This is a genomic window from Pseudomonas medicaginis, from assembly GCF_965119365.1.
Classification (GTDB): Bacteria; Pseudomonadota; Gammaproteobacteria; order Pseudomonadales; family Pseudomonadaceae; genus Aquipseudomonas.
Window position 1 is genome coordinate 3,534,765 of the sequence record NZ_OZ221631.1, and the last position, 11,699, is coordinate 3,546,463.

An 11,699-nucleotide genomic window follows, 5' to 3' on the forward strand; every position below is an offset into this window, starting at 1 on the left:
CATGCGCCATCGCTTTGGCGGTGCTGCCCTCAGAGTCCCTGCCGAACCGCCCCCCGAATCCCTTCCAGCAACATGGTGAACGCCGGGTTGTCGTTGTCCTCGCGCCACACCAGGTGCAATTCGCTCTGCACCCCTTCGCCCAGGTCGATTTCGCGAAACTCCACCTGCTTGAACACCACGCTGGTGGCGCAACGCGGGACCAGCGCCAGCCCCATGCCGGCGTTGACCAGTGCCAGGATCGTCAGCGACGACCCCAGCCATTGCACGAATTGCGGTGCGACCCGGGCCGAACGCAGCATGCCGGTGAGCAGTTCATTGAAGGGCGGGTAGGCGGCGTGGGAGTACATGAGGAACGGTTGGCCGTCCAGGTCCTGAACGCTCACGGTCTCGGCGCTGGCCAGGGGATGCCCGGCGGGCACCGCCAGCACGAAGGGCTCGCGCACCAGGCATTCGGTGGCGTAGCCGGTTTCCAGCAGGGGCGAGCGGACGATGCCAACGTCGATGCGCCGGGCCCGCAGGGCCTCGTGCTGCTGATAGGTGTTCATCTCCGCCAGGACGATCTTGACCTGGGGCTGTTTCATCCGGGCCTCGGCAATCACCTTGGGCAAGAACTCGTACACCGCGCTACCGACGAAGCTGATGGTCACCGAGCCGATGTCGCCCTGGGCGAAACGCCGCGCCGCCACGGCGGCTTGTTGCGCCTGTTCCAACAGGTTCTGCGCCTCGATGAAAAACGCCCGGCCGGCGGCGGTAAGCGCCACGCTGCGGGTACTGCGGGTGAACAGTTCGACGCTCAGGTGGTGTTCCAGCAATTGGATCTGCCGGCTCAGCGGTGGCTGGGTCATGTTCAGGCGTTCGGCGGCGCGACGGAAGTTGAGTTCGGTCGCCACGGTGGTGAAGCAACGCAGTTGGGCCAGTTCAAACATTGATTCAATCCAGGTATCAATCAAGTGCCAAGTTAGATTAGACGGGAACAATCCGTCGCGTCCATCATCGTCCCGTTCCCCACAAGACAATAAACGGGAGGCACCTTTGAACACTCTATCGGACGCTACGCCTGGCAGTCCCCTGGCGCTGGACGCTGGCCTATCGGGAGCCATTGTATGAAGATCAAACGCGTCACCGTCACGCCCATCGCTTTTCGCGATCCACCCTTGCTCAACGCCAGTGGTATCCATGAGCCGTTCGCGTTGCGCTCGATCATCGAGATCGAGAGCGACAACGGTTACATCGGCCTGGGCGAAAGCTACGGCGATGCGCCGGCCCTGGCGATCCAGCAGCAATTGCAGAGCCAGTTGATCGGTCTGGATCCGTTCAACCTCAACCAGTTGCGGGCCATCGTCCAGGCCACCGTCGCCGCGCAGAAACCTGCCAGTGTCGCCGGTGCCGAACTGGCACCGGGCTCCCATGCGAGCAAGGCGGTGAGCAATGCCTATTCGGCGTTCGAAGTGGCTTGCCTGGATTTGCAGGCCCATTACCTGAACGTGCCGTTGGTGGACCTGCTGGGCGGCGCGATCCGCGACGAGATCCCGTTCAGCGCCTACCTGTTTTTCAAGTACGCCGAGCACATCGATTCGCCGTACCCGCCCGACAGTTGGGGCGAGGCGCTCAACGAACAGCAGATCGTCGCCCAGGCCCGGCGGATGATCCAAGACTATGGCTTCAGGAGCATCAAGCTCAAGGCCGGCGCTCTCGATCCCGAGCATGAAGTCGCCTGCATCAAGGCGCTGAAACAGGCGTTCCCCGGCTACCCGTTGCGCATCGATCCCAATGGCAACTGGTCCCTGGAAACCTCGATTCGCATGGCTGAATTGCTGGGGGATGACCTGCAGTATTACGAAGACCCGACACCGGGGCTTGCGGGTATGGCCGAGCTGCACAAACGCACAGGGCTGCCGCTGGCGACCAACATGGTGGTCACCGATTTCGATGAGTTGCGCCGTAGCGTGGCGCTGGACAGCGTGCAGATCGTGTTGGCCGACCACCATTACTGGGGCGGCCTGCGGGACACCCAGACACTGGCGAAAATGTGCAGCACCTTCGGCCTCGGCGTATCGATGCACTCCAACTCGCACCTGGGCATCAGCCTCATGGCCATGGCTCATGTGGCGGCCGCGGTGCCGAACCTGGACTATGCCTGCGACACCCATTACCCGTGGCAGGAGCCGGATGAAGAAGTGATCAAGGGCGGCAAGCTGCCGATTGTCGACGGCTGCGTGAAGATCACCCGGGCCCCTGGCCTTGGCTTGGAATTGGACCGGGATCAACTGGGCAAGCTGCATGACCAGTTCCTCAGCTGCGGCATCCGCCAGCGCGACGATGTGCGGCAGATGCAGCGTTACCGGCCGGACTGGAAGACCGTCAAACCGCGGTTTTGAACTAAAGGTGAAGGGCCGTTGTGGCGAGGGGATTTATCCCCGCTGGGGCGCGAAGCGGCCCTAAAACCTGATATCGGTACGCCCGGAAAGATCCAGGGGGCTGCTTCGCAGCCCAGCGGGGATAAATCCCCTCGCCACAGGTCGGTGTATTCAAGCTCAACTCTACATCCTCCAGGCCGCCCAGCGGCCCACACCCAAAGTAGCGCGCCCGTCGGCATCGCAGTCTTACACCCAAACTGCCGCGCCGGGCCGGCGCTTCCAAAGCATCCGCCAATTGCCTCCAAGGCAGCGTATGACGCGCCCTGGCGCCTTTCGATAATCGCCTCCGACATCCCGTCCCCTGTTGCGGAGCGCGCCATGCACAACAATAAAAATACCCGCCAACGTTTTTTGCCTGCGGTCATCGTAGGTGTTTCGAGCCTGGGCCTGATGCCTTGGGCCAACGCCGAAATCATGCTGTACGACAAGGACCAGACGACCTTTTCCACCGATGGCTACATCAACGCCTTTTACGTCAACAGCGACGTGGACCGCGCGGGTGAGCAGTACGACCGTCGGCAGGCGCGAGTCAAGATGGGCTTCTTGCCCAACTACCTGGGCTTCAACATGGGCAAGCAGGTCGATGACCTCAAGCTCGGTGCCCGGGCCTCGTTCTGGGTGACCATCAACGACAGTGAAACCAATGGCACCGACACCGCCATCGACGTGCGCCAGTTCTACGGCACCGTGGCGAACCCGGAGTGGGGCGAGGTGCTGATCGGCAAGGACTTCGGCCTGTTTGCCCGCTCCAACATCCTGCTGGACGAACTGCTGGCCGGTTATGGCCAGGTCAGCGACACCCTGGGGCTGGTGGACGGCGGTGGCGTTTCGTTCGGCAACATCGGCAGCGGCTATCCATACCCGTTCCCGACCTCGCAGATCACCTACCGCACGCCGGTGATGGACGGGCTGCGGGTGGCGGTGGGGATCATGGACCCGGTGGACACCAACGACAACAGCGCCACCGGCAAGGCCTATCAGGAAAACCCGCGCACCGAGAGCGAGATCACCTATCAGTTCGACCTGGGCGGGGCGAAGATCTACAGCTGGCTCAACGGCAGCTACCAGACCTCGGACAACACCGACTCCACCGTCGAATCGGTCACTTCCAAGGGCCTGGGGTATGGCGTGCAGGCCAAGATGGGCGGGTTGTCGCTGACCGGCTCGGGGTTCCAGGCCAAGGGCATCAACCCGTTCTTCACCAACAACGCCGGGGAAGCCACCCTGCGCAATGTCGACAGCAAGGGTTACCTGTTGCAGGGCTCTTACAAGCTGGGCAAGAACCGCCTGGCGTTGTCCTACGGCAAGACCGATGACGACGGCAACGGTGTGGTGGGCAGTGGTGCCGATTACGAAACCCGTGGCATCGCGCTGTTCCATGACATCAACGACAACCTCAAGCTGGTGGCTGAGTACAACCAGTTCGAAATCAACGGCCACGACACCAGCGCCCAGAACGAAGACACCGATACCTTTGCGGTGGGGGCGGTGCTCACCTGGTAAGGGTTGGATCCTTTGGGCCCGACGCCGTCTGTGGGAGCAAGGCCTTTGTTCCCACAAATAAATCCCCTCGCCACAAGTCATTCCAACTGAACGCCGTCGCAGTCTTTTATGGCGGGAAAGTTTGCTCCAGGGGGCTGCGCATCAGCCCCTTTTTTTCAGTGTGACGTTCCCTCGGCGAACTCAATCTTGTTGCCGACGTTGTACTTGCCCGAAGGCTTGTTCATGGGCAGGCGCTTGATTTCCTTGAGGGTGTTGCTGTCGTAGACGATCAGCGCGCCATCGGTATCCCAAATGCTCAGCAGCAGGTAGCGGCCGTCGCGAGTGAACTCGACGTGGGCGGCGGTCTTGCCGGGCATGGGCCGCAGGGTGTGGGCGATTTCCAGGGTCTGTTTGTCGATCAGGTGGATGGCATCGTTGTCCGGGCCGAAGAACACGTCGGTCCAGGCATAGCGGGAATTGGCGTGGCTGCGCAGGAAGAAACCCGGCCCCAGGGTAGGGATCTGCTTGATGACTTTCCAGGTGTCGAAGTCGATCACCGAAATCAGCCCCTTGCTGATGTTGGGTGTGGCGAACACCCAATGCCCATCGTGTTTCCAATAGGTCCCCGAGCCCAGGTGCGGCATGCCCGGCAGCGCGATATCGGTGACAATCCGCCCCGTGTCGAGGTCGATCACCTGGCCGCCCTGGGCCTTGCGCGAGGTGGCGAGCAATTGCCGGTAATCGGGCGAGAAGGAAAAATCATCAAGGTAATCCTCGGCCTCGATACGCCTGGGCAAAAAGTCCGGATTCGGGCCGGTGGACAGTTCCCAGACCTCTTTCACATCTTTCATGGCCACGATGAAGCTGTTGCGCGGCGGCGCGGTATAGACCGCACTGACCCGCGACGTCCGACCGTCCAACCCCACCGTTGCAATCGTCTTGACCAGTGACAGGTCGCGGGCATCCAGCACCACCAGGTTGCCGGGCAGGGTGTTGCCCACCAGCACCCAGCGCCCGTCCTTGCTCACCGCCAGGTTGCGGGTATTGAGCCCGGCTCGCACCTCGGCGATGAGCGTGAGGTTATGCAGGTCATACAGGCTGACCCAGCCGTCCCGGGAGGCGAAATAGACGAAGCGCCCGTCCGGCGAAAATTTCGGTCCGCCGTGCAGCGCGAAGTGTGAAGCGAAGCGCGCCAGGACGTCGAAGCGATCCCCGTCGACGATATCGACGTGATGATCGCCAGCCTCCACCACCACGAACAGGTTCAGCGGGTCGGCGTTGTGCTGGGGTTTATCGGGCAGGCGGGCGACATTCGCCAGCAGGCGATGGCTACGGCGAGTGTCGTCCTCGCTCCAGGTCGGTTCGATCGCGGGTGGACGCTGGAGATAGTGGGTCAAGCCATCGATCTGCGCAGGCTCCAGCACCGCACCGAACGCCGCCATCTGGCTGGCCGGGCGGCCATTTTCGATCACCTGGCGGATTTCGTCGGGCTTGATCCGACTCAGGCTCTGGGGCAACAGCGCCGGCCCGGCGCCGCCGATGCGATTCACCCCGTGGCATTGCTGGCAGTGTTGCTGGTAGGTCTGTTCGGCCAACGCCAGGTCCGGTTCAGGCGCCGTGAAGCCGTGGACGGCACCGATCCACAGGAATGAGGCAAGCCAGCCGATCCTCATGAGGCTACCCTCGCGATACTTGGCTGGAGCGGTAGGGCCGGGTGCAGGCGGGCCGGATGCTCCAATACCTGATGGGCAAACAAGCCAACCACCTTGCCGATCACCGTCAAGGTCGGCAGGCCTTCGGCGCATGCCAGCGCCATTTCCGGCAATTGCTGGAGGGTGCCGCGCAGGACCTGCTGGTCGGGGCGCGTGCCGTTGCTGATCAGCGCCGCCGGCGTATCAGCCGGCAGGCCCGCTGCGATCAGTTGTGCGGCGATGGTGCCGAGGTTTGACAGACCCATGTAGAACACCAGGGTCTGGCTGTCATCCGCCAGGCTTTGCCAAGGCAGGTTCAAGTCACCTTCGCGTTGCAAGTGACCGGTGATGAAGCGACAGGAATTGACCAGGTCGCGATGGGTCAGGGGAATGCCGGCATAGGTGCTGCAACCGGCCGCAGCGGTGATGCCGGGCACGACTTGGCAATCGATGCGGCGGGCCAGCAGATACTCCAGTTCCTCGGCGCCGCGACCGAAGATGAACGGATCACCTCCCTTGAGTCGCACCACCCGCTGTCCCTGGTCGGCCAGGTCGGCCAGCAGTTCGTTGATCTGTGGTTGGGGAAGGCTGTGGCAACCGGCGGCCTTGCCGACGTAGTGCCGGGCGCAGGTCAGCGGGATCAGGCTGAGCAATTGCGAGCTGATCAAGCGGTCGTAGACCACCGCGTCGGCCTGCATCAACAGGCTCCAGGCGCGCAATGTCAGCAGGCCCGGGTCACCGGGGCCGGCGCCGACCAGGGCGACTTCACCCGGTCTGAAAGGCGATTGCAGGGCAGCGGGCAAAACGATGGAGGCAGGCATGGGACTTCCTTGGTTCGGTATCAGGTTCGCCGTCGGTTGATCAGGCGCAGGGCATCGCAACGCTGGGGATCGCGTGCAAGCCGATTTCTTCGTCGCTGAGGTGGCAGCCGGGGTCCTGGCCCCACAGGTCGCCGTCGGCCCAGGCCCGGGTGCGTGTATTGCCGTTGCAGGTCGCCAGCCAGCGGCATTGTCCGCAGCGACCGCCAACGGCCCGTGGGTGTTCGCGTAGCTTCAGCAGCAGGGCGTCGGGGCGATCGAGCCAGAGTGTCTTGAATGGCGTCTGGCGGACATTGCCCACCGAGTGCTGCCACCAGTACGTGTCGGGGTGAACCTCGCCGGTATTGTCGATGTTGGCGATGCCGCTACCCGACGCGTTGCCGCCCCAGGCTCGCAGCATCTGCTCCAGTGCGGCGTAGTGTTGGGGCAGGCGCCGGGCGACCCATTGCAGCAGCAGGATTGCGTCGGCGTCGTTGTTGCCGCTGACGAAGTCACTGTCGCGGCCTTGTTCGATGTCGCGCCAGGCCCGCTCGAAGATCAAGGTCATGGCCTCGCGGCTCATCTGTTGATGGGCATCGAGCTTGCGACTGCGCTTGCCCCGGCCGCTGTAGTTGAGGTGCGACAGGTAGAATTTCTGTACGTCGTACTCATTCATCAAGTCCAGCAAGCGCGGCAACTGGGCGTGGTTTTGCTGGGTGAGGGTGGTGCGCAACCCGACCCGGATGCCTTGCTCGCGGCAAAGCCGGATGGCCGCCATGGAGCTGGCGAAACTGCCCTTGAGCTGGCGGAACTCATCGTGGGTCGCTTCCAGTCCGTCGATGCTGATGCCCACGTAATCGAAGTTCGCCGCCGTAATCTGTTCGATATTGGAAGCGTCGATCAGCGTGCCGTTGGTGGACAAGGCGAGGAAAAAACCTTTGTCGCGAGCATAAGTGCTGAGTTGGAACAGGTCCTCGCGCAGCAGTGGTTCGCCGCCGGACAGGATCAACACGCGCACGCCGGCATCGTGCAGGTCGTCGATGACCTGGAGCGCCGCCGGGGTGTCCAGTTCATCGCGAAACACGCTGTCGGCCGACGTTGCGTAGCAGTGCTTGCAGGTCAGGTTGCAGCGCCTGAGTAGGTTCCAGATCACCACCGGCGGGCGGCTGCTGCCCGGTGGCGCGACACGTGGGGCGGGGCAATGCCCGGCCAGGGCTCGCAGGTAATGGCTGATCCTCAACATAAGGCGCTCCTTCGATTTCGATCGATGTCCGAGTTCAGCGCGGCTTATTCCCGCTTTGTGGGAGCAAGGCTTGGTGGGAGCAAGGCTTGCCCGCGATGAAGCCGATGCGGTCCCTCATAAAATCGACGCACCTGTTTCGCGAGCAAGCTTTGCTCCCACAGGCGACAGGCGCAGGCCGGTTTTTTTCAGGATGCGGCTGCTCACCAGCATGTCGTCGGCGGAGCAGGCGTCCCCCAGCAGGTAGCGCAGGTGTTCACGGTAGCTGTCGATTTCTTCGCGGCTGCGGCCATGGACCATGGCGAACAGGTTGTAGCGCCAGCCGGGCTGGCGCGGGCGCCGGTAGCAGTGGCTGACGAAGGGCTGCGTCCCCAGCAGGGCGCCGAGACGCGAGATGTCGGCATCGGCCACGTCCCAGACCGTCATGCCGTTGTGGCGATAGCCCAGGCGGTAGTGATTGGGCACGGCGGCAATGCGGCGGATCGCACCTTCGGCCTGCAGGCGCTTGAGCAGGTCGAGGGTGGATTCCACGCTCAGTTCCAGTTGTTCGGCCAGCCAGGCCCAGGGGTCTTCGAGCAAGGGCAGGCCGGCCTGGGTCAGTTCCACCAGGCGCAGCGCCAAGGGCGTTTCATCCAGCCGTGGCGGCGCTTGCCACAAAGACTCAGACGGGGAAATAAAGGCCGACATGGTAGGTCTCCTCTTTGGGCAGGTTCAGCGGCACCAGGCCGGTCAGGTGTTCGATGCGCTGCAGGGTGTCGTCGATCGCCTGTTCGCTGGGGCAGGCGAGCACGAACCACATGTTCCAGGTGTGCTCGCGGCGGTAGTTGTGGGCGACCTCGGGCATGTCCGCGAGCAGCTCGGCGATAGCCTCGAAGCGCGGCTCGGGCACCGCCAGCGCCGCCAGGGTGAACGCACCGCCCAGGCGATCGATATCGAACATCGGGCCGAAGCGAGTGAGTACACCGTCGTTGAGCAACTCATGCAGGCGATCGAGCAATTCGCTACTGCTGCTGTCCAGCTCTTGGGCCAGGGCCTGCCAAGGGTGGCGCACCAGCGGCAGGCCCAGTTGCAGGCGATTGATCAGGCGGCGGTCCAGGTCATCCATCGATACGGGCCCCGACCGGGGCGGCGAAACGTCCGCCGCATTGCTTGAACAGGTGCGTGCTGAACAGCAACTGGTGGGGCAGGTCGTCCAGCAGGTGTTCTTCAAGCAGCGCCTGGACCTGGGCCTCGACGCGGTCACGCTGGCGACCGTGGATCATGCAGAACAGGTTGTATTGCCACTGAGGCAGGCGCCTGGGGCGTTGGTAGCAAAGGCTGATGCCGGGAGTTTGCCCGAGGCGACGCCCGACTTCATCGACCAAGGCGTCCGGCACGTCCAGCACCAGCATGGCGTTGGCGGCAAACCCCAGGGCGCGATGGTTGACCACCAGGCCGACACGGCGGAACAGCCCCTGTTCATGCCAATGTTGCACCTGCTCGAGCACCTGTTGCTCGCTGGCCTCGATCTGCTCGGCCAGGGCCTGGAAGGGACGCGATGTCAGGGGCAGGCCGGTTTCCAGCAAACGGCGCAGTGCCAGTGACTGTTGTTCGCTCAGGGTGTTTTTCATGGGGTGGCCTCCAGGGCAAAGCCCAGGTCGATGCGATAGGCGGTCAGCATGGGCAGGTCCAGTGGCGTGAGACCAGTGTCGTTCTCCAGTTCCTGGAGGATGTTTTCCAGGTGGGCGCGGTTGGGGCCGGTCAGCACGAACCAGAGGTTGTAGCGATGTTCGCGGGCATAGTTGTGATTGACTTCCGGGTATTGGCTGATGCGTGCCGCCACCTGGTGCAAGCGCTCTTCGGGTACGGCCAGGGCGGCCAGGGTGCTGGCCCCGGCCCGGGTGTGTTCGAACACCGGACCGACCCGCGACAAGGTCCCGGCCACTTGCAGGTGTTGCAGGCAGTCGATGACCTGGGCTTCGCTGCAGCCCAGGGACTGGGCCATGGCTTGATAAGGCTCGGCGCATAACGGCAGGCCGTGCTGGAATCGATCGATCAGGCGCCGGGCCAGTGAGCTGGAGATCATGGTCAGTACCCCGGCTTGTGGGCGCGGCTGCTGAAGAAAATGCCGCTGGGGCTGAGGGCCGGCAGGCTGCTCAGGCGTTCGAACCGATACGGGTTCCAGACCTGTACCTCGCCACCGTCTCGGGCGGACAACCACAACTGGTCACCCCGCGCGGTGAACTCCATGTGCAGCACCGCCGGGCCTGGCCGCAGATCCGCGACGATGGCGTGGGTCTGGGTGTCGATGACCTGGACGCGGTCGTTGTCCGGGTAGGCGAAGTTGACCCACAGCTGCCGACCGTCCGGACGCGCCGTGACGAACACCGGTTGGCCGGCCACGGCGATGGCGTCGGTCTGTTGCCAATCCTGGGCGTTCATCACCAATACCTGGTGATGCCCGACGGCAGGCACGAAGGCTTGCTGGTCGGCCATGGCCCAGCCTTCCAGATGCGGCATCTTGTACACCGGGAGCCGCTCCTGGCCGCGACCGTAATGTCCCAGTACCCGTTTCACCCCGAGCTCCGGGTGCCAGAGATCGAGTTGGGCCATGCCGTCTTCACCGAACAGCCCGGCCATGTAATAACGCCCGTCCGGGGTGATCAGGGCATCGTAGGGTTGCTGGCCGATAGCGGTGAAACGTTCGATGCGCGGGGTGAGGCCTTGGCTGAAGTCGGCGGTCCAGATCTCACCAGTGTCGAACAGGCTGAACACGAAGCGTTGCCCCGGCGCGTCCACCAAGCCGACCACCCGTGAGCGCTTTTGTCCGCCGGGCAATGGCGTGGCCGGGAGGTCGGCGACCTGTTCCAGGGTCTGGGCATCGAAGACCTTGACGCCGCCGGGCTCGTAGTTGGAGACGGCGATCAGCTTGCCATCCTGGCTGATCGCACCGCCGATGCTGTTGCCGCCCTGGATGATGCGCCGCTCGATGCGCGCGCTCAGCAGGTCGACTTTGCTCAGGCCCCCATCGCGGCCGAACACGTAGGCGTAGCGTTGGTCGCGGGAGAACACCACCGAGGCGTGGGACAAGTCGCCCAGGCCTTCGACGCGGCCCAGTGTGGTGCGGGTATCGCTTTCAATGATTTGCAGGCTGCCGGTGGCGCGCTCCACCACCACGCCCAAATCCCCGGTGCCGCGCAACGGTGTCTGGGCGCAACCGCAGAGCAGCAGGGCGATGGCGGTGGAGGAGAGGAAAGAACGGATCATGAGGCGGGTTTTCCTTGAAGGAGCCGGTCCACCAGCCAGCGAATGTCGTCGGGCGCAAGCAACGGTGCCCACCCGGGCATGGCGCTGCCGGGCCGTCCGAAGGTGACGGTGGCGATGAGGCTGTCGCGGGATTTTCCGGCCAGGGCTTCGTGGGTCAGGGGCGGGCCGAGGCCGCCGGTCATGTACAGGCCGTGGCAGGCGCCACAATCCTGGTCCAGCAGGTGTTGCAGTTGAGCCTGGCGCTGGCTGTCGGGAGCGGCCAGCACGCAGGACGAAAAGATGAGGAGGATGGCCGTCATCAGGGTTGCAGCGCTGTGTCGTTCCATGACGTCCTCCTGGTCAAATGCTAAGTGATCCCTGTGGCGAGGGGATTTATCCCCGCTGGCTGCACAGCAGCCCAAAAACCTGATACTGCGGTGTGTCAGGCTGATGGGGTTGCTTTCTGGGGGGCTGCTTCGCAGCCCAGCGGGGATAAATCCCCTCGCCACAGAGGTTTCTCTCACTGAGGGTTATTTAAGGCTCAGTACCCATGCCGCGAGAATCTTGGCTTCCTCTTCCGTCACGGGGTTGGCCGGCATTGGCATCGGTCCCCAGTTGCCTTGCGTACCTTCCTTGATGTGCTTGGCGAGTAAATCCTGTGCTCCGGCGACGCCGGCGTTTTTCGCCGCGACGTCCTTGAGTGCCGGGCCAACCACCTTGGTGTCGATGGAGTGGCAGGCCGCGCAGGGCTTGCTCTTGAACAGCGTCGGGCCGTCTTGCGCCAACGCCGGCAGGCTGTAGGCGGCAGTCAAGGCCAAGGCAATCAGAATAGGCTTCATGGTTTTTC

At 63.5% G+C, this 11,699-nt stretch carries 13 protein-coding genes; 2 read left to right on the plus strand and 11 right to left on the minus strand.

Going from position 1 to position 11,699, the window contains the following annotated elements; genetic code table 11:
• Nucleotides 1-29 precede the first annotated feature (29 nt).
• Nucleotides 30-926: a LysR family transcriptional regulator gene (locus tag ACMTA2_RS15545; RefSeq protein WP_413795554.1), complete on the minus strand. Its 897-nt coding sequence runs from the start codon at nt 924-926 to the stop codon at nt 30-32.
• Nucleotides 927-1,103: 177 nt separating this feature from the next.
• On the opposite strand from ACMTA2_RS15545, the gene ACMTA2_RS15550 reads away from it, so the two are divergent.
• Entirely contained in the window at nt 1,104-2,378 is a 1,275-nt protein-coding gene (locus ACMTA2_RS15550; RefSeq protein WP_413795555.1) for a glucarate dehydratase family protein, read from the plus strand.
• A gap of 357 nt (nt 2,379-2,735) precedes the next feature.
• Nucleotides 2,736-3,920, plus strand: a complete 1,185-nt coding sequence (locus tag ACMTA2_RS15555) for a porin (RefSeq protein WP_413795556.1) — start codon at nt 2,736-2,738, stop codon at nt 3,918-3,920.
• Nucleotides 3,921-4,075: 155 nt separating this feature from the next.
• Here the strand turns inward: ACMTA2_RS15555 and ACMTA2_RS15560 are convergent, their stop codons facing one another.
• From ACMTA2_RS15560 to ACMTA2_RS15605, 10 genes are all read right to left on the minus strand, one after another.
• On the minus strand, nt 4,076-5,572 hold the full coding sequence (locus ACMTA2_RS15560) for a cytochrome D1 domain-containing protein (protein WP_413795557.1): 1,497 nt from the start codon (nt 5,570-5,572) through the stop codon (nt 4,076-4,078).
• Nucleotides 5,569-6,411 carry a uroporphyrinogen-III C-methyltransferase gene (cobA, locus tag ACMTA2_RS15565; RefSeq protein ID WP_413795558.1) on the minus strand — a complete coding sequence of 281 codons (843 nt, stop codon included), beginning with the start codon at nt 6,409-6,411 and terminating at the stop codon, nt 5,569-5,571. Before cobA ends, ACMTA2_RS15560 begins: the two co-directional genes overlap by 4 nt.
• Nucleotides 6,412-6,451: 40 nt before the next feature.
• A complete protein-coding gene (gene nirJ / locus ACMTA2_RS15570; protein ID WP_413795559.1) occupies nt 6,452-7,630 on the minus strand; it encodes a heme d1 biosynthesis radical SAM protein NirJ in 1,179 nt (392 codons plus the stop codon).
• A gap of 114 nt (nt 7,631-7,744) precedes the next feature.
• Nucleotides 7,745-8,314 carry a siroheme decarboxylase subunit beta gene (gene ahbB / locus ACMTA2_RS15575; protein WP_413795560.1) on the minus strand — a complete coding sequence of 190 codons (570 nt, stop codon included), beginning with the start codon at nt 8,312-8,314 and terminating at the stop codon, nt 7,745-7,747.
• A complete protein-coding gene (locus tag ACMTA2_RS15580) occupies nt 8,289-8,732 on the minus strand; it encodes an Lrp/AsnC family transcriptional regulator (protein ID WP_413795561.1) in 444 nt (147 codons plus the stop codon). The genes ahbB (ACMTA2_RS15575) and ACMTA2_RS15580 overlap by 26 nt, the downstream gene beginning before the upstream one ends.
• On the minus strand, nt 8,725-9,237 hold the full coding sequence (gene ahbB / locus ACMTA2_RS15585; RefSeq protein ID WP_413795562.1) for a siroheme decarboxylase subunit beta: 513 nt from the start codon (nt 9,235-9,237) through the stop codon (nt 8,725-8,727). Before ahbB (ACMTA2_RS15585) ends, ACMTA2_RS15580 begins: the two co-directional genes overlap by 8 nt.
• The gene (locus ACMTA2_RS15590; RefSeq protein WP_413795563.1) at nt 9,234-9,692 is read right to left on the minus strand and encodes an Lrp/AsnC family transcriptional regulator; all 459 of its coding nucleotides are present in this window, start codon (nt 9,690-9,692) and stop codon (nt 9,234-9,236) included. The genes ahbB (ACMTA2_RS15585) and ACMTA2_RS15590 overlap by 4 nt, the downstream gene beginning before the upstream one ends.
• 2 nt (nt 9,693-9,694) lie before the next feature.
• Nucleotides 9,695-10,873 (minus strand): cytochrome D1 domain-containing protein, encoded by a 1,179-nt coding sequence (locus ACMTA2_RS15595; RefSeq protein WP_413795564.1) that lies wholly within the window; start codon nt 10,871-10,873, stop codon nt 9,695-9,697.
• A complete protein-coding gene (locus ACMTA2_RS15600) occupies nt 10,870-11,199 on the minus strand; it encodes a c-type cytochrome (RefSeq protein ID WP_413795565.1) in 330 nt (109 codons plus the stop codon). The genes ACMTA2_RS15595 and ACMTA2_RS15600 overlap by 4 nt, the downstream gene beginning before the upstream one ends.
• A gap of 183 nt (nt 11,200-11,382) precedes the next feature.
• Nucleotides 11,383-11,691 carry a c-type cytochrome gene (locus tag ACMTA2_RS15605; RefSeq protein ID WP_413795566.1) on the minus strand — a complete coding sequence of 103 codons (309 nt, stop codon included), beginning with the start codon at nt 11,689-11,691 and terminating at the stop codon, nt 11,383-11,385.
• Nucleotides 11,692-11,699 lie beyond the last annotated feature (8 nt).